Consider the following 24,772-nt stretch of genomic DNA (forward strand, 5'->3'; position numbering starts at 1 on the left):
GAAAATGTCAGTATTTCCAGAAGGTTTTTTATGGGGCGGCGCGCTTGCCGCCAACCAGTCTGAAGGTGCGTTCCGCGAAGGCGGCAAAGGACTGACCACGGTCGATATGATCCCGCACGGCGAGCATCGAATGGCGGTGAAACTGGGGCTGGAAAAACGTTTTCAGTTGCGCGATGACGAGTTTTATCCCAGCCATGAGGCGACGGATTTTTATCATCGTTATAAAGAAGATATCGCCCTGATGGCAGAGATGGGATTCAAAGTGTTCCGTACCTCAATTGCCTGGAGCCGCCTCTTCCCGCAGGGCGATGAACTGACGCCCAACCAGCAGGGCATTGCTTTTTACCGTTCTGTCTTTGAAGAGTGTAAAAAGTACGGTATCGAACCGCTGGTCACGTTGTGCCACTTCGATGTGCCGATGCATCTGGTCACCGAATATGGCTCCTGGCGTAACCGCAAGCTGGTGGAGTTTTTCAGCCGCTACGCCAGAACCTGCTTTGAAGCATTTGATGGTCTGGTGAAATACTGGCTAACCTTCAATGAAATCAACATTATGTTGCATAGCCCGTTCTCCGGCGCGGGTCTGGTGTTTGAAGAAGGGGAAAATCAGGATCAGGTGAAATATCAGGCTGCGCATCACCAGCTGGTTGCCAGTGCGTTAGCCACCAAAATCGCCCATGAGGTTAACCCGCAAAATCAGGTGGGCTGTATGTTGGCGGGCGGTAACTTCTACCCTTACAGTTGCAAGCCGGAAGATGTCTGGGCGGCGCTGGAGAAAGACCGGGAAAACCTGTTTTTTATCGATGTGCAGGCGCGGGGCGCGTATCCGGCTTACTCTGCCCGCGTATTCCTCGAAAAAGGGGTAACCATCGACAAAGCACCGGGCGATGATGAAATCCTGAAAAACACCGTCGATTTTGTCTCCTTCAGCTATTACGCCTCGCGCTGCGCCTCGGCGGAGATGAACGCCAACAACAGCAGTGCGGCGAACGTGGTGAAATCGCTGCGTAACCCATATCTACAGGTAAGCGACTGGGGCTGGGGTATTGATCCACTCGGTCTGCGTATCACCATGAATATGATGTACGACCGTTATCAGAAGCCGCTGTTTCTGGTGGAAAACGGCCTCGGCGCAAAAGATGAATTTGCTGCCAATGGTGAGATTAACGACGACTATCGCATCAGCTATTTACGCGAACATATCCGCGCAATGGGCGAAGCGATTGCAGACGGCATTCCGCTGATGGGCTACACCACCTGGGGCTGTATTGATTTAGTTTCCGCCTCAACGGGTGAAATGAGCAAACGCTACGGTTTTGTCTACGTAGACCGTGACGACGCAGGCAACGGTACGCTGGCGCGCACGCGTAAGAAATCATTCTGGTGGTATAAAAAAGTGATTGCCAGTAACGGTGAAGATTTAGAGTAAGTAACAGTGCCGGATGCGGCGTGAACGCCTTATCCGGCCTACATGTCGCACGAACCAGGTAGGCCCGATAAGCGCAGCGCATCGGGCAATCTGGCGTTTGCTATCAGTTCTGATTCCCTCATCAAGAACATCCCTGTCCTGATTCCTTACTGAAAAACTACTCTTCTTCCACCGCTAACTGTGCGAAGCCGCCATTCCCTTCCCAGCCTTCCAGCCGTTGATAAACGGTTTCTACGGCGTCTTTAATCGGCTGGGTCATCGGGTAGTAAAAGCCGACGATATCCGGCTGGATGCCGAGGAAAATCACTTCGCCAATATCTTCTTTTAACTGGTCGATAAGGTAGTTCAGCGGCATGTTATGGGTAGTCATCATAAACATCTCGGCGATGTCATCCGGGTCGATGATGCGGATCTCGCCGGGGTTTAGCCCCATATCCGTGGCGTCGACAATCAGCAGTCGTGTCGGGCGCAGTTCGCGGATAGCGACAATGTCGTTTTCCGGTGCGCTACCGCCGTCAATCACCACCCAGTTACCTTTCGGCGCGGCGGCGCACTTTTCCGCCAGCAGCGGGCCTGCGCCATCATCGCCCATCATGCTATTGCCAACACAGAGTAAAACGTCAGTCACGCAATCTCCTCACCATCAAATAGATGGCGTTTTCCTGATGAATATCATGCAGCATACTTAACAGCATTGTACTCCATTCTTTCTGCTGCGAAGTTTGCGTTGCCCGGGCTTTATCGAATGCGTTGGCCAGCATCGGCACATGGTTAATGTCGATGACGATCTCACCATATTTCGGCACGCCTTCCATTTTGCGGCGGGCTTCGCTGCCCGCCTCCAGAGTGGCAATCCATGCCAGATATTCATCCCACGGGCAGGTGAGCGCCGCTTCCAGGCAATCGATAACCCCAAGGTGGTGACCAATCGCCAGGCTGTAATAGACCACCTGCTGCGCCTCGGCGGGCGTGGCATCGTTCTCATCAATAAATTTACGGCTCAGTTGACTGAACACCACCTTTTCACTCATCGGATACGCGCCTCTTCAACAACATGATTCAGATGGCTGACAATCTCGTTCAGACGCGGATCGTTTTCCGCTTCCAGCCAGCGTGCAACCTGCTCTTCGCCCTGCCCTAACTGTGTCAGGAAGTCATCGGCAATCTGGCGACCGTAACGGTAACCCGCCAGGCGGCGTGCTTCGCGATCTACTTTCACACGCAGCGGCTGCACCATATCGCCATGCAGGATCTCCGCCGGTTGTTCATCCTGCTCACCCGGCCCACGGGCGTGAATTTTCTGCTCCAGCAGGCCGAGCGCCATTGCAAAGCCGTATAGCGTAGCGGCAGGCGTTGGCGGGCAGCCCGGAATGTAGACATCCACCGGGACGATTTTATCCGTACCGCCCCACACGCAGTAGAGATCGTGGAAAATGCCACCGCTGTTACCGCAGGCACCGTAGGAGATACAGATTTTCGGGTCCGGCGCGGACTGCCACGCACGCAGCGCAGGGGATCGCATTGCACGGGTGACCGCGCCGGTAAACAGTAAAATATCCGCATGACGCGGTGAAGGAACGACTTTAATGCCGAAGCGTTCTGCATCGAACAGCGGCGACAAAGTGGCGAAAATTTCGATTTCGCAGCCGTTGCAGCCGCCGCAGTCCACGCGGTAAACGTAGGCAGAACGTTTGATTTTTTTCAGTAACGACGCCTTCATGCTGGCGATGGATTCATCCACCGTCATCGGGACCGGAATGCCGTTGGCGTCACGGGGGCCTAATAAATTGCTCATCAGATGGCCTCTTTCATATGGCGAGTCAGTTCAATACGGTCGGACGGCACCAGGCATTTCTGGCGCTTACATTCCGGGCAAGTCTCAAAGCTTTCGCGGTGGTTTTCCGCGCGACTGTCACCATTGTGCTTAAGCAGTGCAATGGCGTAGTCGATCTCTTTCTGGACGGCGAAAGGACGATTACAGATGCGGCAGTTACACAGCGCGAAACGGGACTGTTGCAGGAAGTCTTCTTTCTTCCACACCGCCAGTTCGTACTCTTGCGACAGTTTGATCGCCGCCGTCGGGCAGACTTCTTCGCAGCGTCCACAGAAGATGCAGCGTCCAAGATTGAACTCCCAGGCAAGCTCTCCTGTGGCGAGGTCGGTTTCAACCGTTAAGGCGTTTGACGGGCAGGCATTGACGCAGGCCGCGCAGCCGATGCACTGCTGCGGGTTCTGCTCTGGCTTACCACGGAAGTTTTTATCAACCGCAATCGGCTCCAGCGGATAAGACGAGGTCGCCGTGCCGGTTTTGATGACTTTTTTGATAAAGGTAAACATGGCGATTCCTTATTTCAGCGGCGAGTTTTTACGCTCAATGCTGTAACGCTCGAGTTCTTTGTACGGCACCACTTTGCTCTTCTTCTTACGTACATCGACCACGGTCATGCGGTCGGTACAGGAGTAGCAAGGGTCCAGGCTACCGATAATCAGCGGCGCATCGGAAACAGTGTTGCCACGCAGCATGTAGCGCAGGGTCGGCCAGTTCGCGTAGGTCGCGGCACGGCAGCGCCAGCGGTACAGCTTCTGGTTGTCGCCGGTCATGCTCCAGTGGATATCGTCGCCGCGCGGCGCTTCGGCAAAGCCCAGCGCAAAACGGTGCGGAATATAGGTAAAGCCTTCCACCATCAGCGGACCGCCCGGCAGGTTATCCAGACCGTAGTCGATCATGTTCAGCGCGGTATAGACTTCGTTGATACGAACTTTCAGACGGGAAATAACGTCGCAGCCCTGCTCGCTGTGGACTTCCATTGGCAGCAGGCCATAACCAACAAACGGGTGATCGGCGCGGGTATCGCGAGCGTGTCCGCTGGCGCGGACCATCGGGCCAACGTTACTGAAGTCGCGGGCAATTTCCGGGTCCAGACGACCAATGCCGACGGTGCGCTGTTCCATGTTCGGTGTGCTCAGCAGCACATCCACCAGCTCCTGCACTTCACGACGCATCTGTTGTGCCAGCTGGCGGGTCTGGATCATGTCGTCTTTCAGCAGATCGCGACGAATCCCGCCGATCAGGTTCAGGCCGTAGGTTTTACGTGCACCGGTAAGGATCTCTGCCATTTTCATGGAGGTTTCACGCACGCGGAAGAACTGCATAAAGCCGGAGTCGAAGCCGGTAAAGTGACAGGCGAGGCCGAGGTTGAGCAGATGCGAGTGCAGGCGTTCTACCTCCAGCAGAATGGCGCGGATCATCTGCGCACGTTCTGGTACCTGAATACCCATCGCGTTTTCCACCGACGTGGTGTAGGCGGTGCTGTGAGCAAAGCCGCAGATCCCGCACACACGGTCAGAGAGGAAGGTCACTTCGTTGTAACCCATGCGGGTTTCCGCCAGTTTTTCCATGCCGCGATGGACATAGAACAGGCGGTAGTCGGCGTCGATAATGTTTTCGCCATCGACGAACAGACGGAAGTGGCCCGGTTCGTCAGAAGTGACGTGCAGCGGACCAATCGGAACGACGTTGTTTTTCTTGTCGCCCAGTTCGTTGATGAACTCGTAGGTTTCAGCATCGGTAGTCGGTGCCGGACGTTGACGATAATCCATGCTGTCTTTACGCAGCGGATAAAGTTCATCCGGCCAGTCATCCGGCAGCACCAGACGACGTTCATCCGGCAGCCCTACCGGAATCAAACCGTACATATCGCGCACTTCACGCTCGCCCCATACCGCCGCCGGAACGCGCGGCGTTACGGACGGATATTCCTGTTTGTTGGCGTCAACTTCAACGCGCACGGTTATCCAGCATTTGGTGCCCTTCTCCATCGACAGCACGTAATAAACGGCGTAATGACCATTCAGTTTGCGTTCGTCGTTACCAAACAGCACCGACAGCCAGCCACCCTGCTTGTAATAGAGAAACTCCACTACTTCCGGCAGATAGTTCACCTTTACGGTGACAGTCAGCTGATCTTTGGTCTGCCAGGCGTGGTCCAGCACGACGCCCGGAAATGCCTCATTCAGCGCGGCGAGATAATGTTGACCTAATTTTTCTTCAGACATGCTCAAACTCTCTTTAATCACGCCGCCAGCAAGGAGACGAACGCTAAAAATGCAAAGCCAAACCCAGCCCAGGTAATGCGCGGAGTAATATCAAGACGCAGACGGGCCATGCTGTTTTCGAACAGCGCGATAACCAGGACGCCAACCACCAGTTTGACGATGGCAATCACCAGCGCCAGCAGCAACCCACCGACGGTGAAGGTTTCCATTTGTCCCCACGGAATAAACACCCCGACGAACATCTGCAACACCACCAGCTGTTTCAGGCTGATACCCCATTTCATGACGCCAAAGCCGCTGCCGCTATACTCAGAGAGCGGACCTTCCTGCAACTCCTGCTCGGCTTCCGCCAGGTCGAACGGCAGTTTGCCCATTTCGATAAAGGTGGCGAATGCACAGGCACAAAGCGCCAGCACCAGCGGGATGCTCTGGCTCAGCGGCCAGTGATAAACGGTGTCGGTGATGTTGCTGATGTTGGTGGAACCGGCAACCTGCGCCGCAACCCACAGACCAAGCAGCAGCATCGGTTCGACCAGCACGCCAAGCATCGCTTCACGGCTCGCGCCGATAGCGGTAAACGGGCTACCGGTATCCAGACCAGAAATGGCAAAGAAGAAACGCGCGATGGCAAAGAGATACAGTAAGGTGATCAAATCGCCCAGCTGCGGCAGCGGAGAACCAACGGTCACCACCGGCAGCGCAGTAGCGATAGTCAGCATGACGCCCACCATCACATACGGCGTCAGGCGGAACACCCAGCCGGAGGCATCCGGGCCAACGCTCTGGCGGCCCAGCAGTTTGATAATGTCGCGATACTCCTGCAACACGCCCGGCCCGCGACGGTTATGCAAGCGGGCGCGCGCCACGCGGGTTATACCGGAGAGCAGCGGCGCAACGGCAAATAACACCAGCGCCTGAATTAACGGATATAAAACACTCATTCTCAGGCTCCTCGTGAAACAATAATCACCACCAGTACCGCCAGTTCAACCAGCGCCATCCGGCGGAACAGCAACGCACTCCCCTCGCACTGCCAGCCCGGTACCAGCGACACCGGATTCAGCCATTTGCGCAGTTTCAGCACCGGCGCAAACGCCTGTTTCACCGGCATGGCAAAACCGTGAGCAGTAATCACCATTGATTTTTCATGGTCGTAGCCGCACACCCAGGCCGCGCCGCGGGAACGCGACGGCAAACGATCGCCTTTGCAAATCGCCATAATGATGAATGGCAGCAGCGGGCAGGCAATCAGCAGCAACGTGATCATTGGTTGAGAAACGGTGGTGTTAGCAGGCTCCAGCGGCAGAGGTACAGCAGCAGAGAGCATCGGCAGCAGCCACGGCGCAGCAACACCGCCAATTACGCAGCAAATCGCCAGTGCCACTACGCTTACGCTCATCAGGAGCGGCGCACAGGTGGCGTTTTCGGCTTCTTTGGTACGCGGCGCGCCGAGGAACGTGACGCCATAGACTTTCGCCATACACATCACCGCCAGCGCACCGGTAATTGCCAGACCCACTGCGAGCAGCGGCCCCAGCAGACGGGCAACAAACGCGCCACTATTGCTCAGTTTGAAGAAGGATTGATAGATAACCCATTCCCCGGCAAACCCGTTCAGCGGCGGCAGCGCCGCCATTGCCATCAGCCCGACTAACATGGCGATGGAGATAACCGGCATTTTCTTGCCAATGCCACCGAGTTTTTCGATATCGCGATGACCGGTACGGAACCAGACGCTCCCCGCCCCGAGGAACAGTACGCTTTTGAACAGGCTATGGTTAAGCAGATGGTACAGACCACCGACCAGACCAAGGGCAATCAGCGTCGGTTGTTCGAGCGCGATACCCGTTACGCCAGCGCCCAGCCCCAGCAGGATAATGCCGATATTCTCCAGGGTGTGGTAAGCCAGCAAACGTTGGATATTATGTTCCATCAACGCATACAGACCGCCGACAAACGCGGTGATCATACCGAGCACCAGCAGCGCGATCCCCCACCACAGCGGTGCATTACCGCCCAGCAGTGACAGGGTTAAAATGCCCAGCAGGCCAATTTTCATGACTACCGTGGAAAACAACGCGGCAGCTGGCGCAGAGGCGTTAGCATGTGCCTGCGGCACCCAGCCGTGCAGCGGAATAATCCCGGCCAGCAGGCCAAAACCAATCACACCGAGCAGCCAGATATCGGAACCGAGCGGCAGCTGTTGCATACGCATATCCAGCAGGCGCAGATCCAGCGTGCCGTAACGCTGCCACAGCAGCCAACAGGCAATCGCCAGCAGCAGAGTGCCAAGACGCCCCAGCGCAAACCACAGTTTGCCCTCTTTGCTGTTGCTGGTAAGGAACACCGCGCACAGGGCCATGATTTCGGCCATTACCACGAACATGCCGAGGTTGCTGGCAATGACGGCGCAGACGGCGGCAGCCATCAACATATTGATCTGCAAGCCGTTGCACTTCACCTGCGCGTGGCGATGCCAGTCAATGTTATAGAGGCTGACAAACAGACCGCACAGACCGAGCGTAATCAGCCAAATCGCGTTAAGCGGAGAGATTTGCACATCGTAGCTTACCAGCGATAGCGCACCGCTCACGCCAACCGCGCCAGTCAGTACAGTGAAGCCCGCGGCTGCCGTATACAGACTACCCACCGCGCCGCCAATTCCGGCTATCCAGCCGCTTAGCGCCTTTTGAAAAGAAAAGAGAAATGCCAGAACAGCGGCGGCGACAAACCACGCCACGCCGCTATTGATCAGGGAAATTGCGCTCATTTAGCCTCTCCACTTTGAGCCTGCTGAAACAAGGTGAGATCGCCAAAGTCCGTGTTAAAGGTCAGCTCACGCTTACGTTTGCTAACGCGGGCGATATCGGTGTTATCCACCAGATGCAGGGCTTTAGTAGGGCACATCCGCACGCAGGCCGGACCTTGTTCATCAAAACTACAAAGGTCACATTTGACGGCGATCGCGCGAATACCTGGCACCCAGTCAAGCAATGTGCTGACACGCGCCGGAGCAGGCGGTGCCGGTGGCGCTTTCGGGGTATTGGCGTTTGCCGGAATATCCAGCGGACGGCTGCCGGAAAATTCAATTGCGCCAAACGGGCAGGCGATGCCGCACAGTTTGCAGCTTACGCACAGACTTTCATTCAACTGCACGGCCCCATCAACGCGGGTGATGGCGTTAACCGGGCAGACCACCGCACAAGGCGCATCTTCACAGTGGTGACAGAGCTGCGGCGCAGATTCTTTTTCATTGAGCATCACTCGCAGGCGCGGCATTGATTGCAGGCCGTGCTGGCGATGCGTCTCTGAACAGGCGGCCTCACAGGTGTGGCAGCCGATACAGAGCGTGGAGTCAGCAATTACAAAACGATTCACCAGGCATTCCTCAGGTGATTGTCATTTTTGACGAAAACATGCCGATGAAATGTCATTTTCGACACTCATCGACACGCCCATCCCCAAACAGGCGTAACGCCTGCAAAACGGGCAAAGCCTCAGCTCATGCTGCCGGGCTTTGTCCCTTTACCAGTTGGCTTAAATTCACCGGCACATTGTTTTCAATGGCGGTGTATAAGCTGTCGTAAACGCCAGCGATTTTTTCGAGATAGTGTTCCAGAACCTGTTCGCGATCGCGGATGTTGACCTTGCCATCAATCATGCCGTCAATGCTCAGTTGCGCCTGCGCAATCCGCTGTTTGTCTTCGCCATCTTTTGTTTCGACGTAATACTCGATGGTGTGGCTGTTAAAGCCATCCGCCAGGGTGACGTAAATGCGAAAATGTTCAAAAAGGACGAAACAGAGTTCTTTGTCCGGCGCGCAGCTCATGGCGTGATGCAGGCGCGCTTTCGATAACGTGATCCCCTGAACCAGCGAATTGCAGTAGATGTGCCACTGGTCCTGTAGGCGACGATGCCGCTGTGCGATGTAATCGGCTTTCTCGCTTATTTCCCAAATAGTCATTGTCAGGTTACCCGTTTAACAGAGATGCCAGCCTTAAGCATTTTCTGTGCCAACTTTTAATTCATTGTTATGAAACAGATTTTTAAGATAAAGATGAATTTCGTCGCCGTGTCGACGTGTCATTTCGACATCATCGACATTATTCACCGCAGGGATAATCAACACTGGCACAATTATTGCTTATGGCTGGTAATAGTTAATGGGAGGCGATATGCACGAAATAACCCTCTGCCAACGGGCACTGGAATTGATCGAACAGCAGGCCGCAAAACACGGCGCAAAACGCGTAACTGGGGTCTGGCTCAAAATTGGCGCATTTTCTTGTGTCGAAACCAGCTCTCTTGCCTTTTGTTTTGATCTGGTTTGCCGCGGCAGCGTGGCGGAAGGTTGTAAACTGCACCTCGAAGAACAAGAGGCCGAATGCTGGTGTGAAACATGCCAACAGTATGTGACGCTACTGACCCAGCGCGTCCGCCGCTGTCCACAGTGTCATGGTGACATGCTACAGATTGTGGCAGACGACGGTTTACAGATTCGGCGGATAGAAATAGACCAGGAGTGAGCGATGTGTACAACATGCGGTTGCGGTGAAGGCAACCTGTATATCGAGGGTGATGAACATAACCCTCATTCCGCGTTTCGTAGCGCGCCATTTGCCCCGGCGGCACGCCCGAAGATGAAAATCACCGGCATTAAAACGCCTGAATTTACCCCCAGCCAGACTGAAGAAGGCGACCTGCATTACGGTCATGGCGAAGCGGGCACTCACGCGCCGGGCATGAGCCAGCGCCGGATGCTGGAAGTTGAAATTGACGTGCTGGACAAAAACAACCGTCTGGCTGAACGCAACCGCGCGCGCTTTGCTGCCCGCAAGCAACTGGTGCTCAACCTGGTTTCCAGCCCTGGTTCCGGTAAAACCACCCTGCTGACGGAAACCTTAATGCGCCTGAAAGACAGCGTTCCGTGCGCGGTTATTGAAGGCGACCAGCAAACCGTGAACGATGCCGCACGCATTCGCGCTACCGGCACACCAGCGATTCAGGTGAACACCGGTAAAGGCTGCCATCTTGACGCACAGATGATTGCCGACGCCGCGCCGCGCCTGCCACTGGACGATAACGGTATTCTGTTTATCGAAAACGTTGGCAACCTTGTATGCCCGGCGAGCTTCGATCTCGGTGAAAAACACAAAGTGGCGGTGCTTTCCGTTACCGAAGGTGAAGACAAACCGCTGAAATATCCCCATATGTTTGCCGCCGCCTCGCTGATGCTGCTCAACAAAGTTGACCTGCTGCCGTATCTCAACTTTGACGTTGAGAAGTGCATCGCCTGCGCCCGCGAAGTCAATCCAGAAATTGAAATCATCCTTATTTCCGCCACCAGCGGCGAAGGGATGGACCAGTGGCTGAACTGGCTGGAGACACAGCGATGTGCATAGGCGTTCCCGGCCAGATCCGCACCATTGACGGCAACCAGGCGAAAGTCGACGTCTGCGGCATTCAGCGCGACGTCGATTTAACGTTAGTCGGCAGCTGCGATGAAAACGGTCAGCCACGCGTGGGCCAGTGGGTACTGGTTCACGTTGGCTTTGCCATGAGCGTAATTAATGAAGCCGAAGCACGCGACACTCTCGACGCCTTACAAAACATGTTTGACGTTGAGCCGGATGTCGGTGCGCTGTTGTATGGCGAGGAAAAATAATGCGTTTTGTTGATGAATATCGCGCGCCGGAACAGGTGATGCAGTTAATTGAGCATCTGCGCGAACGTGCTTCACATCTCTCTTACACCGCCGAACGCCCTCTGCGGATTATGGAGGTGTGTGGCGGTCATACCCACGCCATTTTTAAATTCGGCCTCGACCAGTTGCTGCCGGAAAACGTTGAGTTTATCCACGGTCCCGGTTGCCCGGTGTGCGTACTGCCGATGGGCAGAATCGACACCTGCGTGGAGATTGCCAGCCATCCGGAAGTCATCTTCTGTACCTTTGGCGACGCCATGCGCGTACCAGGGAAACAGGGTTCGCTGTTACAGGCAAAGGCACGCGGTGCCGATGTGCGCATCGTTTACTCGCCGATGGATGCGTTGAAACTGGCGCAGGAGAATCCAACCCGCAAAGTGGTGTTCTTCGGCTTAGGTTTTGAAACCACCATGCCGACGACGGCCATCACTCTGCAACAGGCGAAAGCGCGTGATGTGCAGAATTTTTACTTCTTCTGCCAGCATATTACGCTTATCCCGACGCTGCGCAGTTTGCTGGAAGAGCCGGATAACGGTATCGACGCGTTTCTTGCGCCCGGTCACGTTAGTATGGTTATCGGCACTGATGCCTATAATTTTATCGCCAGCGATTTTCATCGTCCGCTGGTGGTCGCTGGTTTCGAACCCCTTGATCTACTGCAAGGCGTGGTGATGCTGGTGGAGCAGAAAATAGCGGCCCACAGCAAGGTAGAGAATCAGTATCGTCGGGTGGTGCCGGATGCCGGTAACCTGCTGGCGCAACAGGCGATTGCCGATGTGTTCTGTGTCAACGGCGACAGCGAATGGCGCGGCTTAGGCGTGATTGAATCTTCTGGTGTACACCTGACGCCGGATTATCAACGATTCGATGCCGAAGCGCATTTCCGCCCGGCACCGCAGCAGGTCTGCGATGACCCGCGCGCACGTTGTGGCGAAGTATTAACGGGCAAATGTAAGCCGCATCAATGCCCGCTGTTTGGTAACACCTGTAATCCTCAAACCGCGTTTGGTGCGCTGATGGTTTCCTCCGAAGGAGCGTGCGCCGCGTGGTATCAGTATCGTCAGCAGGAGAGTGAAGCGTGAATAATATCCAACTCGCCCACGGTAGCGGCGGCCAGGCGATGCAGCAATTAATCAACAGCCTGTTTATGGAAGCCTTTGCCAACCCGTGGCTGGCAGAGCAGGAAGATCAGGCACGTCTTGATCTGGCGCAGCTGGTAGCGGAAGGCGACCGTCTGGCGTTCTCCACCGACAGTTACGTCATTGACCCGCTGTTCTTTCCTGGCGGTAATATCGGCAAGCTGGCGATTTGCGGCACCGCGAATGACGTTGCGGTCAGTGGCGCTATTCCGCGCTATCTCTCCTGTGGCTTTATCCTCGAAGAAGGATTGCCGATGGAGACACTGAAAGCCGTAGTGACCAGCATGGCAGAAACCGCCCGCGCGGCAGGCATTGCCATCGTCACTGGCGATACTAAAGTGGTGCAGCGCGGCGCGGCAGATAAACTGTTTATCAACACCGCTGGCATGGGCGCAATTCCGGCGAATATTCACTGGGGCGCACAGACGCTAACCGCAGGCGATGTATTGCTGGTTAGCGGTACACTCGGCGACCATGGGGCGACTATCCTTAACCTGCGTGAGCAGCTGGGGCTGGATGGCGAACTGGTCAGCGACTGTGCGGTACTAACGCCGCTTATTCAGACGCTGCGTGACATTCCCGGCGTGAAAGCGCTGCGTGATGCCACCCGTGGTGGTGTAAACGCGGTGGTACATGAGTTCGCGGCAGCCTGCGGTTGTGGTATTGAAATTTCAGAAGCGGCACTGCCGGTTAAACCAGCCGTGCGCGGCGTTTGCGAACTGCTGGGACTGGACGCCCTTAACTTTGCCAACGAAGGCAAACTGGTGATCGCCGTTGAACGCAACGCGGCAGAGCAAGTGCTGGCAGCGTTACATTCCCATCCACTGGGGAAAGACGCGGCGCTGATTGGTGAAGTGGTGGAACGTAAAGGTGTTCGTCTTGCCGGTCTGTATGGCGTGAAACGAACCCTCGATTTACCACACGCCGAACCGTTACCGCGTATATGCTAATAAAATTCTAAATCTCCTATAGTTAGTCAATGACCTTTTGCACCGCTTTGCGGTGCTTTCCTGGAAGAACAAAATGTCATATACACCGATGAGTGATCTCGGACAACAAGGTTTGTTCGACATCACTCGGACACTATTGCAGCAGCCCGATCTGGCCTCGCTGTGTGAGGCTCTTTCGCTACTGGTAAAGCGTTCTGCGCTCGCCGACAACGCGGCTATTGTGTTGTGGCAAGCGCAGACTCAACGTGCGTCTTATTACGCGTCGCGTGAAAAAGACACCCCCATTAAATATGAAGACGAAACTGTTCTGGCACACGGTCCGGTACGCAGCATTTTGTCGCGCCCTGATACGCTGCATTGCAGTTACGAAGAATTTTGTGAAACCTGGCCGCAGCTGGCCGCAGGTGGGCTATACCCAAAATTTGGTCACTATTGCCTGATGCCACTGGCGGCAGAAGGGCATATTTTTGGTGGCTGTGAATTTATTCGTTATGACGATCGCCCCTGGAGCGAAAAAGAGTTCAATCGTCTGCAAACATTTACGCAGATCGTTTCTGTCGTCACCGAACAAATCCAGAGTCGAGTCGTTAACAATGTTGACTATGAGTTGTTATGCCGGGAACGCGATAACTTCCGCATCCTGGTCGCCATCACCAACGCGGTGCTTTCCCGCCTGGATATGGACGAACTGGTCAGCGAAGTCGCCAAAGAAATCCATTACTATTTCGACATTGACGATATCAGCATTGTCTTACGCAGCCACCGTAAAAACAAACTCAACATCTACTCCACTCACTATCTTGATAAACAACATCCCGCCCACGAACAGAGCGAAGTCGATGAAGCCGGAACCCTCACCGAACGCGTGTTCAAAAGCAAAGAGATGCTGCTGATTAATCTCCACGAGCGGGACGATTTAGCCCCCTATGAACGCATGTTGTTCGACACCTGGGGCAACCAGATTCAAACCTTGTGCCTGTTACCGCTGATGTCTGGCGATACCATGCTGGGCGTGCTGAAACTGGCGCAATGCGAAGAGAAAGTGTTTACCACTACCAATTTGAATTTACTGCGCCAGATTGCCGAACGTGTGGCAATCGCTGTCGATAACGCCCTCGCCTATCAGGAAATCCATCGTCTGAAAGAACGGCTGGTTGATGAAAACCTCGCCCTGACCGAGCAGCTCAACAATGTTGATAGTGAATTTGGCGAGATTATTGGCCGCAGCGAAGCCATGTACAGCGTACTTAAACAAGTTGAAATGGTGGCGCAAAGTGACAGTACTGTTCTGATCCTCGGTGAAACTGGTACAGGTAAAGAGCTGATTGCCCGCGCGATCCATAATCTCAGTGGGCGTAATAATCGCCGCATGGTCAAAATGAACTGCGCGGCGATGCCTGCCGGATTGCTGGAGAGCGATCTGTTTGGTCATGAGCGTGGGGCTTTTACCGGTGCCAGCGCCCAGCGTATCGGTCGTTTTGAACTGGCGGATAAAAGCTCCCTGTTCCTCGACGAAGTGGGCGATATGCCACTGGAGTTACAGCCGAAGTTGCTGCGTGTATTACAGGAACAGGAGTTTGAACGTCTCGGCAGCAACAAAATCATTCAGACGGACGTGCGTCTAATCGCCGCAACTAACCGCGATCTGAAAAAAATGGTCGCCGACCGAGAGTTCCGTAGCGATCTCTATTACCGCCTGAACGTATTCCCGATCCACCTGCCGCCACTACGCGAGCGTCCGGAAGATATTCCGCTGCTGGCGAAAGCCTTTACCTTCAAAATTGCCCGTCGTCTGGGGCGTAATATCGACAGCATTCCTGCCGAGACGCTGCGCACCTTGAGCAACATGGAGTGGCCGGGTAACGTACGCGAACTGGAAAACGTCATTGAGCGCGCAGTATTGCTGACACGCGGCAACGTGCTGCAGCTGTCATTGCCAGATATTGTTTTACCGGAACCAGAAACGCCGCCTGCCGCAACAGTTGTCGCTCAGGAGGGCGAAGATGAATATCAGTTGATTGTTCGCGTGCTGAAAGAAACTAACGGCGTGGTTGCCGGGCCTAAAGGCGCTGCGCAACGTCTGGGGCTGAAACGCACGACCCTGCTGTCACGGATGAAGCGGCTTGGAATTGATAAATCGGCATTGATTTAACAGATGTGGTTATACTCGATCAACATTCAATGAAAGGAGGCAGTATGGCAGTTTCAGCAAGAAATCAATTAACCGGAACGGTTAGCGCAGTAGCAATGGGCGCTGTGAATGATGAAGTAGAACTGACGCTGGCAGGTGGTGCAAAACTGGTGGCAATTGTGACTCACAGCAGCCAGCAGGCTCTTGGTCTGGCAAAAGGGAAAGAAGCGATTGCCCTGATTAAAGCCCCGTGGGTCACGCTGGCAACGGAAGACTGTGGACTGAAATTCTCTGCTCGCAACCAATTTGCTGGCAGCGTGTCGACAATCACCGAAGGCGCAGTGAACGCCACTGTCCATATCAAAACGGATGCGGGTTTTGAAATTGTGGCAGTGGTAACAAATGAAAGTCAGGATGAAATGAAACTCACCACTGGCTCGCGCGTTATTGCATTGATCAAAGCATCAGCCATCCTGATTGCCACCAAAGCGTAAACGCCTTATTTGCCGGAGAGTATGGCTCTCCGGCAGATTTATTTCTTTGGACGATATTTTTCTGGCAACTCCGGCACCGGACGCTTGTCATCGATGAGATGACGCACGGTTAAGATCGGATGACGCCACAGCATTCTCGGCCCGGCCCAACGCATAATCTGTTTCATCTCTTCACGCTTTGCAGGCTGGTAACAGTGCACCGGACACTGCTTACAGGCTGGTTTCTCTTCGCCGAACACACATTTATCCAGCCGCTTTTGCGCGTAGGCAAACAGCGCGTCGTAATGCTCCGGCTCCGCTGACGCCTGCGGGCATTTCGCTTGATAAAGATCGATCATTTTTTTAATCGTCAGTTTTTCACGAGAGATACGCTTGCCGGACATGCTGCCTCCATCTCATTAAGATGCATTTATATTACAACTTAATCTTAAAGGGCACTATGACTCTAAAGAAGAAGGGTTAGCCAACCGATACAATTTTGCGTACTTGCTTCATAAGCATCACGCAAAAGCTGCAAAACAGCATCTTTCCCGGAATCACCATCAAGAACTCGCCGTTCGCTTCTTCCCCTGAAATGATTAACTCCGGTATCATGTGCGCCTTATGTGATTACAACGAAAATAAAAACCATCACACCCCATTTAATATCAGGGAACCGGACATAACCCCATGAGTGCAATAGAAAATTTCGATGCCCATACGCCCATGATGCAGCAGTATCTCAAGCTGAAAGCCCAGCATCCCGAGATCCTGCTGTTTTACCGGATGGGTGATTTTTATGAACTGTTTTATGACGACGCAAAACGCGCGTCGCAACTGCTGGATATTTCACTGACCAAACGCGGTGCTTCGGCGGGAGAGCCGATCCCGATGGCGGGGATCCCCTACCATGCGGTGGAAAACTACCTCGCCAAACTGGTGAATCAGGGCGAGTCCGTTGCCATCTGCGAACAAATTGGCGATCCGGCGACCAGCAAAGGTCCGGTTGAGCGCAAAGTTGTGCGTATCGTTACGCCGGGCACCATCAGCGATGAAGCCCTGTTACAAGAGCGCCAGGACAATCTGCTGGCGGCTATCTGGCAGGACAGCAAAGGTTTCGGCTACGCGACGCTGGATATCAGTTCCGGTCGTTTTCGCCTGAGCGAACCGGCTGACCGGGAAACGATGGCGGCAGAACTGCAACGCACTAATCCGGCGGAACTGCTATATGCAGAAGATTTTGCTGAAATGTCGTTAATTGAAGGTCGTCGCGGTCTGCGCCGTCGTCCGCTGTGGGAGTTTGAAATCGACACCGCGCGCCAGCAGTTGAATCTGCAATTTGGCACCCGCGATCTGGTCGGTTTTGGCGTCGAGAACGCGCCGCGCGGACTTTGTGCTGCCGGTTGTCTGTTGCAGTATGCGAAAGATACTCAACGCACGACCCTGCCGCATATTCGTTCTATCACCATGGAACGTGAGCAGGACAGCATCATTATGGATGCCGCGACACGTCGTAACCTGGAAATTACTCAGAACCTGGCGGGCGGTGCGGAAAACACGCTGGCTTCAGTGCTCGACTGCACTGTAACGCCAATGGGTAGTCGTATGCTGAAACGCTGGCTGCATATGCCAGTGCGCGATACCCGCGTGTTGCTTGAGCGCCAGCAAACTATTGGCGCATTGCAGGATTTCACCGCCGAGCTACAGCCGGTGCTGCGTCAGGTCGGCGACCTGGAACGTATTCTGGCACGTCTGGCTTTACGAACTGCTCGCCCACGCGATCTGGCCCGTATGCGTCACGCTTTCCAGCAACTGCCGGAGCTGCGTGCGCAGTTAGAAAATGTCGATAGCGCTCCGGTACAGGCGCTGCGTGAGAAGATGGGTGAGTTTGCCGAACTGCGCGATCTGCTGGAGCGGGCCATTATCGACACACCGCCGGTACTGGTGCGCGACGGTGGTGTTATCGCATCGGGCTATAACGAAGAGCTGGATGAGTGGCGCGCGCTGGCTGACGGCGCGACCGATTATCTGGAGCGTCTGGAAGTCCGCGAGCGTGAACGTACCGGCCTGGACACGCTGAAAGTCGGATTTAACGCGGTGCATGGTTATTACATTCAGATCAGCCGTGGACAAAGCCATCTGGCACCGATTAACTACATGCGCCGCCAGACGCTGAAAAACGCCGAACGCTACATTATTCCAGAGCTAAAAGAGTACGAAGATAAAGTTCTCACCTCAAAAGGCAAAGCACTGGCACTGGAAAAACAGCTTTATGAAGAGCTGTTCGACCTGCTGTTGCCGCATCTGGAAGCGTTGCAACAGAGCGCAAGCGCACTGGCAGAACTTGATGTGCTGGTTAACCTGGCGGAGCGGGCCTATACCCTGAACTACACCTGCCCGACCTTCATTGATAAACCGGGTATTCGCATCACCGAAGGCCGCCATCCGGTGGTTGAACAGGTACTGAACGAGCCATTTATCGCCAACCCGCTGAACCTGTCGCCGCAGCGTCGCATGTTGATCATTACCGGTCCGAATATGGGCGGTAAAAGTACCTATATGCGCCAGACCGCACTGATTGCGCTGATGGCCTACATCGGCAGCTATGTACCGGCACAAAAAGTCGAGATTGGACCTATCGATCGCATCTTTACCCGCGTAGGGGCAGCGGATGATCTGGCATCCGGGCGTTCAACCTTTATGGTGGAAATGACCGAAACCGCCAATATTTTACATAACGCCACCGAGTACAGTCTGGTGCTGATGGATGAGATTGGGCGTGGAACGTCCACTTACGATGGTCTGTCGCTGGCGTGGGCGTGCGCTGAAAATCTGGCGAATAAGATTAAGGCATTGACGTTGTTTGCTACCCATTATTTCGAGCTGACCCAGTTACCGGAGAAAATGGAAGGCGTGGCTAACGTGCATCTCGATGCACTGGAGCACGGCGACACCATTGCCTTTATGCACAGCGTGCAGGATGGCGCGGCGAGCAAAAGCTACGGCCTGGCGGTTGCAGCTCTGGCGGGCGTGCCAAAAGAGGTTATTAAGCGCGCACGGCAAAAACTGCGTGAGCTGGAAAGCATTTCGCCGAACGCCGCCGCTACGCAAGTGGATGGTACGCAAATGTCTTTGCTGTCAGTGCCAGAAGAAACGTCGCCTGCGGTCGAAGCACTGGAAAATCTCGACCCGGATTCACTGACTCCGCGTCAGGCGCTGGAGTGGATTTATCGCTTGAAGAGTCTGGTGTAATATTAATGAGCCCCGATTAAACTTCGGGGCTCATATATCTCTTATCCGATAGATAAAAAAGGAGTAAAATAAACACTATTAAGAACAAAACATTCAAGAAAAAAATGAGAATAACGATTGCATCAATAATTTTAATAATTAGCGCCACTGCAATAGGCGCCGAAGATACCCCTTCACATTTTGATATTCCCGAGCAAGTATTAAATAATATTACGAAGGAATCACGAAATAAACTGCAGGATATCATTGCCAAGGCTCAACATGGCGATAAAGCCTCACAAACGGTGATGGGACTCATATACCTGAATGGTCTATCTGAAAGTCCTTCAGTGAAGGATATAAACAAAGCATTTTATTGGCTCAACCTTGCAGCAAAGCAAAATTATGATGAAGCTGAATTTTACTTAGGACAGATTTATCATTACGGATATGATAATACGGGGCCTAACTATCGTATTGCGATATACTGGTATGAGAAAGCGGCAGAAAAAGGGAATGAACAAGCTCAAATAAACTGTGCGAATATTTATCAATTTGGCCCACAGGAATTCCAAAACATTAACAAAGCCAAGTATTGGCTTCAGAAAGCAGTACAGAAGGACAATCCTATTGCACATGCAAACTTAGGGATTATCGGAATTCAAGAGAATAAGTATGCTGAAGCTATCCCTCACTTAAAAATAGCGGCAGAAAAGGGTCAGCGACTCGGCCAATATAATTACGGGACACTTTTTTTTAATGGTCAGGGCGTTCCCAAAGATATACGACAGGCTAAATACTGGTTTGAGAAAGCTGCTACTCAAAACTTACCTATTGCACAAATTACTTTAGGACAAATTTATGCCTGGGGGCTTGATGGAAATGGCATAAATAAAGAAGAAGCGTTGCTCTGGTTAAATAAAGCCAAAGCCCAAGGTCAATTTACTGATAAACAGATCAACGCCATTATTTCAAAAAAAATAGACTAACTCCAAACCAAAATGCTCAAATCAATGCCATCTATTCGCTATCACAAAATAGAATCATTTAATTATCGCCATATATGGGCCGTTGGTGATATTCATGGCGATTATCAATTATTACAATCCCGCTTACACCAACTCTCTTTTTGCCCCGAAACTGACTTACTTATTTCCGTAGGCGATAATATTGATCGTGGGCCGGATAGTCTTAACGTGCTACGCCTGTTAAACCAGCCCTGGTTTACATCGGTTAAAGGCAACCACGAGGCAATGGCGCTTGATGCCTTCGCGACTGGCGATGGCAATATGTGGCTTGCCAGTGGCGGTGACTGGTTCTTTGAGTTAAATGATTCAGAACAAAAAGAAGCAATAGACCTGTTGCTTCGCTTTCATCATCTTCCGCATATTATAGAAATCACCAACGATATTATAAAATATGTTATCGCACATGCAGATTATCCGGGTGATGAATATCAGTTTGGCAAGGAAGTAGCGGAAAGAGAGGTACTCTGGCCTGTTGATCGCGTGCAGAAATCACTCAAAGGCGAGTTAAAAGAAATAAACGGTGCCGACTGTTTTATCTTCGGGCATATGATGTTTACAAATATCCAGACATTTGCCAATCAGGTTTATATTGATACCGGCTCGCCGGAAAGCGGGCGGTTATCGTTTTATAAAATAAAATGACAAGACCGGGTAAGGCAAAGCCTCTACCCGGCACTTTTTTATTAACGCTTATCTGCCACCAGCAGTGGCGGAATGCTCGGCACCATTGGCGCGTCATCAATATCTTTCTGCGTCATGCGGAACGCTTCGGGATAATGTTCGCGGCTGGTGCGGCGCAGCGGTTCGGTATCGCGCCAGGTATAGAGGCAATGCTGGCACTGGTAGACCGTCCAGACATCTTTTACCGGCGATTTCGCCATCACTTCAATCTGTTCATCGGCACAACGTGGACAAATCATCTTGTTCTCCTTATTTACGTGCGGCCAGCATAGCGGTCAGTTTTTCAGCCCAGGCTTTGGTTTCCGGTAAATCCACCACCGGCTGGCTGTAGTGACCACGGTTGTCCGGGGCGACAGGCGTGGTGGCGTCGATAATCAGCTTGTCGGTGATACCGGCCGGGCTTGAGCCGGGGTCGAGTTCCAGCACGGACATATTCGGCAACTGCACCAAATCCCCTGCCGGGTTCACTTTCGAGGAGAGCGCCCACATCACCTGCGGCAGGTTGAACGGATCAACGTCTTCATCGACCATAATCACCATCTTCACGTAGCCCAGACCGTGTGGCGTGGTCATCGCACGCAGGCCCACCGCGCGGGCAAAGCCACCGTAGCGTTTTTTGGTGGAGATAATCGCCAGCAGGCCGTGGGTGTACATGGCGTTCACCGCCTGCACTTCCGGGAACTCGGCTTTCAGTTGCTGATACAGCGGCACGCAGGTGGCTGGCCCCATCAGGTAGTCGATTTCCGTCCACGGCATCCCGAGATAGAGCGATTCAAAAATGGGTTTGCTGCGATAAGAGACTTTATCAATGCGCACGACGGTCATATTGCGCCCGCCTGAGTAGTGGCCGGTAAACTCACCGAATGGCCCTTCAATCTCGCGTTTGCGGCTTTCGATGACTCCTTCGAGGATCACTTCCGAGCCCCAGGGTACATCAAAACCGGTCAGTGGGGCGGTGGCAATCGGGTACGGACTTTCGCGCAGCGCGCCCGCCATTTCGTACTCGGACTGATCATATTTCAGCGGCGTGGCCCCCATCAGCGTGATGATCGGATCGTTACCGAGCGTGATCGCAATCGGCAGATCTTCACCGCGCTCTTCCGCTTTATGCAGATGCAGGGCAATATCGTGCATCGGCACCGGTTGCAGGCCGAGCTTACGTTTGCCTTTCACTTCCATACGATAGATACCGACGTTCTGCTTGCCGAAGTTATCCGGGTCGAGCGGATCGCGGGAAACTACGCACGCTTTGTCGAGATAGAAACCGCCATCACCGTCGTTTAAACGAAACAGTGGCAGAATATCGAACAGGTTAATCTCGTCGCCATCGACGGTGTTCTGCGCCCAGGCTGGATTGGCGCGGCGCTCCGGGGCAATGGGGAAGTTATCCCAGCGGCGGATAAACTCATCAATCTGTTTTTTAACCGGGGTGTTTGGCGGCAGGCCGAGGGAAATCGCGTGGTTCTGCCAGGAACCGATGGTGTTCATTGCCACGCGGGCATCGATAAAGCCGCGAATATTATCAAACCAAAGCGCGGGCGCGCCGTCGCCGATACGCCCGGTGGCGTTGGCTGCGGCTGCCAGATCCGGTTCCGCGTTCACCTCTTCGCTGATTTTCAGTAACTGGCCGTGGTCATCAAGCGCCTGTAAAAAGCTGCGTAAATCATCAAATGCCATTATTCATTCTCCTGAGAAAAATTCCGGGCCTGCGGCAATCCTTGCCAGCGCCTGGCGTGAGGATGTTCGAGGCCAAATTGATCCAGCACGCGGGCTACCACATGGTGGACAATGTCATCTACCGTTTCGGGATGGTTATAAAAGGCAGGCATCGGCGGCACCATCGCCACACCCATGCGCGAAAGTGCGAGCATATTTTCGAGATGGATTGTGCTAAGCGGCATTTCACGCGGCACCAGCACCAGTTTGCGGCCTTCTTTGAGCACGACGTCCGCCGCGCGCCCTACGAGACCATCGGCGTAACCAGCGCGGATACCGGCGAGCGTTTTCATACTGCATGGAATAACGATCATGCCGTCGGTACGAAAGGAGCCGGAAGAGATAGTCGCAGCCTGATCCGCCGGGTTATGGCTGAAGTCTGCGAGGGCGGCAACATCGCGAGCGCTGTAAGGCGTTTCCAGTTCAATGGTGGTTTTCGCCCACTTCGACATCACCAGATGAGTCTCGACATTCGGCATCTCCCGCAGCGCTTGCAGTAATGCCACCCCAAGAGGCGCACCGGTAGCCCCTGTCATCCCGACGATCAGTCTCATTGTTTATTCTCTTAATTGTTCGTATACGAACGTTATTATTAAAATACGCCTCTGTTTTCATCGCGGCAAGCACTGAAAAGTAACAACATCTTCTTCGTCACTGAAAAACCGCTATGATAGCGGCAGATAGTTTGCCCGGAGTTTACATGGCGTTACGAAATAAAGCGTTCCATCAGTTACGACAGCTTTTTCAGCAGCACACGGCTCGCTGGCAGCACGAGTTACCTGACCTCACCAAACCACAGTACGCGGTGATGCGCGCCATTGCTGATAAGCCTGGTATTGAACAGGTGGCACTGATAGAAGCAGCAGTCAGCACCAAAGCAACGCTGGCAGAAATGTTGGCAAGAATGGAAAATCGTGGCTTAGTCAGACGTGAACATGACGCCGCTGACAAGCGGCGACGCTTTGTCTGGCTGACTGCCGAAGGAGAAAAGGTACTTGCTGCGGCGATACCGATTGGTGACAGTGTGGATGCGGAATTTTTGGGGCGTTTGAGTGGAGAAGAGCAGGAGCTGTTTATGCAGCTGGTGCGCAAGATGATGAGCAAATAGGATGCTGATTGCCGGGTAGGACGCTGACGAGTCTTATCCAGGCGACAAAACACACCGACTTCCCAAACAAAAGAAAAAGGCCAGCCTCGCTTGAGACTGGCCTTTCTGACAGATGCTTACTTACTCGCGGAACAGCGCTTCGATATTCAGCCCCTGCGTTTGCAGGATTTCGCGCAAACGGCGCAGGCCTTCAACCTGAATCTGGCGAACACGTTCACGGGTGAGGCCAATTTCACGACCTACATCTTCCAGTGTTGCCGCTTCGTACCCCAGCAAACCGAATCGACGTGCCAGCACTTCACGCTGTTTGGCGTTCAGCTCGAACAGCCATTTGACGATGCTCTGCTTCATATCGTCATCTTGCGTGGTATCTTCCGGACCGTTCTCTTTTTCATCGGCCAGGATGTCCAGCAACGCTTTTTCGGAATCACCACCCAGCGGGGTGTCTACCGAGGTAATGCGCTCGTTAAGACGAAGCATACGGCTGACGTCATCAACTGGCTTATCCAGTTGCTCTGCGATCTCTTCCGCACTTGGTTCGTGGTCCAGTTTATGGGACAACTCGCGTGCGGTTCGCAGGTAAACGTTCAGCTCCTTTACGATGTGAATCGGCAAACGAATAGTACGGGTTTGGTTCATAATCGCCCGTTCGATCGTCTGGCGGATCCACCAGGTTGCGTATGTTGAGAAGCGGAAACCACGTTCCGGGTCAAACTTCTCTACCGCGCGGATCAGCCCCAGGTTGCCCTCTTCGATCAGGTCCAACAGCGCCAGACCACGATTGCCATAACGGCGGGCAATCTTCACGACCAGACGCAGGTTACTTTCAATCATCCGGCGACGTGAAGCGACATCTCCACGCAGTGCGCGACGCGCGAAATAAACTTCTTCTTCGGCCGTTAACAGTGGCGAATAACCAATCTCACCAAGGTAAAGCTGAGTCGCGTCCAACACACGCTGTGTGGCCCCTTGCGATAACAGCTCCTCTTCAGCCAAATCGTTATCACTGGGTTCCTCTTCAACTAAGGCTTTCTCGTCAAAAACCTCAACTCCGTTCTCATCAAATTCCGCGTCTTCATTTAAATCATGAACTTTCAGCGTATTCTGACTCATAAGGTGGCTCCTA

27 protein-coding genes are annotated in these 24,772 nt (G+C 53.5%); 12 read left to right on the forward strand and 15 right to left on the reverse strand.

Annotated features, from left to right (window positions below):
* Nucleotides 1-4 precede the first annotated feature (4 nt).
* Nucleotides 5-1,429, forward strand: a complete 1,425-nt coding sequence (gene ascB, locus G434_RS15005) for a 6-phospho-beta-glucosidase AscB (protein WP_000110331.1) — start codon at nt 5-7, stop codon at nt 1,427-1,429.
* A 157-nt stretch (nt 1,430-1,586) separates the two neighbouring features.
* Here the strand turns inward: ascB and hycI are convergent, their stop codons facing one another.
* From hycI to hycA, 9 genes are all read right to left on the reverse strand, one after another.
* A complete protein-coding gene (gene hycI / locus G434_RS15000) occupies nt 1,587-2,057 on the reverse strand; it encodes a hydrogenase maturation peptidase HycI (protein WP_000132961.1) in 471 nt (156 codons plus the stop codon).
* Nucleotides 2,050-2,460: a formate hydrogenlyase assembly protein HycH gene (gene hycH / locus G434_RS14995; RefSeq protein ID WP_001291922.1), complete on the reverse strand. Its 411-nt coding sequence runs from the start codon at nt 2,458-2,460 to the stop codon at nt 2,050-2,052. The genes hycI and hycH overlap by 8 nt, the downstream gene beginning before the upstream one ends.
* Complete coding sequence (gene hycG / locus G434_RS14990; protein ID WP_000067399.1) at nt 2,457-3,224, reverse strand: formate hydrogenlyase subunit HycG; 768 nt, start codon at nt 3,222-3,224, stop codon at nt 2,457-2,459. The genes hycH and hycG overlap by 4 nt, the downstream gene beginning before the upstream one ends.
* Entirely contained in the window at nt 3,224-3,766 is a 543-nt protein-coding gene (hycF, locus tag G434_RS14985; protein ID WP_000493782.1) for a formate hydrogenlyase subunit HycF, read from the reverse strand. Before hycF ends, hycG begins: the two co-directional genes overlap by 1 nt.
* Before the next feature lie 9 nt (nt 3,767-3,775).
* Entirely contained in the window at nt 3,776-5,485 is a 1,710-nt protein-coding gene (gene hycE / locus G434_RS14980; RefSeq protein WP_001288125.1) for a formate hydrogenlyase subunit HycE, read from the reverse strand.
* A gap of 17 nt (nt 5,486-5,502) precedes the next feature.
* Entirely contained in the window at nt 5,503-6,426 is a 924-nt protein-coding gene (gene hycD, locus G434_RS14975) for a formate hydrogenlyase subunit HycD (protein WP_000115226.1), read from the reverse strand.
* A 2-nt stretch (nt 6,427-6,428) separates the two neighbouring features.
* Nucleotides 6,429-8,255, reverse strand: coding sequence for a formate hydrogenlyase subunit 3 (gene hycC / locus G434_RS14970; RefSeq protein WP_001274395.1), 1,827 nt, complete (start codon nt 8,253-8,255; stop codon nt 6,429-6,431).
* Entirely contained in the window at nt 8,252-8,863 is a 612-nt protein-coding gene (gene hycB / locus G434_RS14965) for a formate hydrogenlyase subunit HycB (RefSeq protein WP_001079186.1), read from the reverse strand. Before hycB ends, hycC begins: the two co-directional genes overlap by 4 nt.
* 124 nt (nt 8,864-8,987) lie before the next feature.
* Entirely contained in the window at nt 8,988-9,449 is a 462-nt protein-coding gene (gene hycA / locus G434_RS14960) for a formate hydrogenlyase regulator HycA (protein ID WP_000158056.1), read from the reverse strand.
* Nucleotides 9,450-9,660: 211 nt separating this feature from the next.
* Here hycA and hypA point away from each other — a divergent pair, with 211 nt between their 5' ends.
* The 7 genes from hypA to G434_RS14925 all read left to right on the forward strand — a co-directional run bounded on the left by hypA (nt 9,661) and on the right by G434_RS14925 (nt 15,903).
* Nucleotides 9,661-10,011 (forward strand): hydrogenase maturation nickel metallochaperone HypA, encoded by a 351-nt coding sequence (gene hypA, locus G434_RS14955; RefSeq protein WP_001299100.1) that lies wholly within the window; start codon nt 9,661-9,663, stop codon nt 10,009-10,011.
* Nucleotides 10,012-10,014: 3 nt separating this feature from the next.
* Nucleotides 10,015-10,887: a hydrogenase nickel incorporation protein HypB gene (gene hypB / locus G434_RS14950; RefSeq protein WP_000337682.1), complete on the forward strand. Its 873-nt coding sequence runs from the start codon at nt 10,015-10,017 to the stop codon at nt 10,885-10,887.
* Nucleotides 10,878-11,150 (forward strand): hydrogenase 3 maturation protein HypC, encoded by a 273-nt coding sequence (gene hypC, locus G434_RS14945; protein WP_000334881.1) that lies wholly within the window; start codon nt 10,878-10,880, stop codon nt 11,148-11,150. Before hypB ends, hypC begins: the two co-directional genes overlap by 10 nt.
* Complete coding sequence (hypD, locus tag G434_RS14940; protein ID WP_001212973.1) at nt 11,150-12,271, forward strand: hydrogenase formation protein HypD; 1,122 nt, start codon at nt 11,150-11,152, stop codon at nt 12,269-12,271. Before hypC ends, hypD begins: the two co-directional genes overlap by 1 nt.
* On the forward strand, nt 12,268-13,278 hold the full coding sequence (gene hypE, locus G434_RS14935; RefSeq protein WP_001059912.1) for a hydrogenase maturation carbamoyl dehydratase HypE: 1,011 nt from the start codon (nt 12,268-12,270) through the stop codon (nt 13,276-13,278). Before hypD ends, hypE begins: the two co-directional genes overlap by 4 nt.
* Before the next feature lie 73 nt (nt 13,279-13,351).
* Nucleotides 13,352-15,430 (forward strand): formate hydrogenlyase transcriptional activator FlhA, encoded by a 2,079-nt coding sequence (gene flhA / locus G434_RS14930; RefSeq protein WP_001377010.1) that lies wholly within the window; start codon nt 13,352-13,354, stop codon nt 15,428-15,430.
* 44 nt (nt 15,431-15,474) lie between these two features.
* Nucleotides 15,475-15,903 (forward strand): TOBE domain-containing protein, encoded by a 429-nt coding sequence (locus tag G434_RS14925; RefSeq protein WP_000301062.1) that lies wholly within the window; start codon nt 15,475-15,477, stop codon nt 15,901-15,903.
* A 38-nt stretch (nt 15,904-15,941) separates the two neighbouring features.
* On the opposite strand, the gene G434_RS14920 is transcribed toward G434_RS14925, so the two are convergent.
* A complete protein-coding gene (locus G434_RS14920; protein WP_000015479.1) occupies nt 15,942-16,286 on the reverse strand; it encodes a nitrous oxide-stimulated promoter family protein in 345 nt (114 codons plus the stop codon).
* 76 nt (nt 16,287-16,362) lie between these two features.
* Entirely contained in the window at nt 16,363-16,497 is a 135-nt protein-coding gene (locus G434_RS30320) for a hypothetical protein (RefSeq protein ID WP_000611938.1), read from the reverse strand.
* A gap of 75 nt (nt 16,498-16,572) precedes the next feature.
* On the opposite strand from G434_RS30320, the gene mutS reads away from it, so the two are divergent.
* The 3 genes from mutS (at nt 16,573) to pphB (ending at nt 20,783) form a co-directional block, all read left to right on the forward strand.
* Entirely contained in the window at nt 16,573-19,134 is a 2,562-nt protein-coding gene (mutS, locus tag G434_RS14915; RefSeq protein WP_001272891.1) for a DNA mismatch repair protein MutS, read from the forward strand.
* Nucleotides 19,135-19,238: 104 nt separating this feature from the next.
* Nucleotides 19,239-20,102, forward strand: a complete 864-nt coding sequence (locus tag G434_RS14910) for a tetratricopeptide repeat protein (RefSeq protein WP_001223109.1) — start codon at nt 19,239-19,241, stop codon at nt 20,100-20,102.
* Nucleotides 20,103-20,126: 24 nt separating this feature from the next.
* A complete protein-coding gene (pphB, locus tag G434_RS14905; protein WP_001139307.1) occupies nt 20,127-20,783 on the forward strand; it encodes a protein-serine/threonine phosphatase in 657 nt (218 codons plus the stop codon).
* Nucleotides 20,784-20,824: 41 nt separating this feature from the next.
* On the opposite strand, the gene G434_RS14900 is transcribed toward pphB, so the two are convergent.
* The 3 genes from G434_RS14900 to G434_RS14890 are packed head-to-tail and all read right to left on the reverse strand — an operon-like array spanning nt 20,825 to nt 23,092.
* Nucleotides 20,825-21,061 (reverse strand): non-oxidative hydroxyarylic acid decarboxylases subunit D, encoded by a 237-nt coding sequence (locus G434_RS14900; protein ID WP_000562983.1) that lies wholly within the window; start codon nt 21,059-21,061, stop codon nt 20,825-20,827.
* 10 nt (nt 21,062-21,071) lie between these two features.
* Nucleotides 21,072-22,499, reverse strand: a complete 1,428-nt coding sequence (locus G434_RS14895) for a non-oxidative hydroxyarylic acid decarboxylases subunit C (protein ID WP_000863184.1) — start codon at nt 22,497-22,499, stop codon at nt 21,072-21,074.
* Entirely contained in the window at nt 22,499-23,092 is a 594-nt protein-coding gene (locus tag G434_RS14890) for a non-oxidative hydroxyarylic acid decarboxylases subunit B (RefSeq protein ID WP_001237176.1), read from the reverse strand. Before G434_RS14890 ends, G434_RS14895 begins: the two co-directional genes overlap by 1 nt.
* Nucleotides 23,093-23,238: 146 nt before the next feature.
* Between G434_RS14890 and G434_RS14885 the strand changes: the two genes are divergently transcribed.
* Nucleotides 23,239-23,646, forward strand: a complete 408-nt coding sequence (locus G434_RS14885) for a MarR family winged helix-turn-helix transcriptional regulator (RefSeq protein WP_001208065.1) — start codon at nt 23,239-23,241, stop codon at nt 23,644-23,646.
* Nucleotides 23,647-23,766: 120 nt separating this feature from the next.
* On the opposite strand, the gene rpoS is transcribed toward G434_RS14885, so the two are convergent.
* The gene (rpoS, locus tag G434_RS14880) at nt 23,767-24,759 is read right to left on the reverse strand and encodes an RNA polymerase sigma factor RpoS (RefSeq protein WP_000081550.1); all 993 of its coding nucleotides are present in this window, start codon (nt 24,757-24,759) and stop codon (nt 23,767-23,769) included.
* Between the last annotated feature and the right edge of the window lie 13 nt (nt 24,760-24,772).

The sequence above is a fragment of the Escherichia sp. KTE172 genome, assembly GCF_000408845.1.
In the GTDB taxonomy this organism is placed as follows: Bacteria; Pseudomonadota; Gammaproteobacteria; order Enterobacterales; family Enterobacteriaceae; genus Escherichia; species Escherichia coli.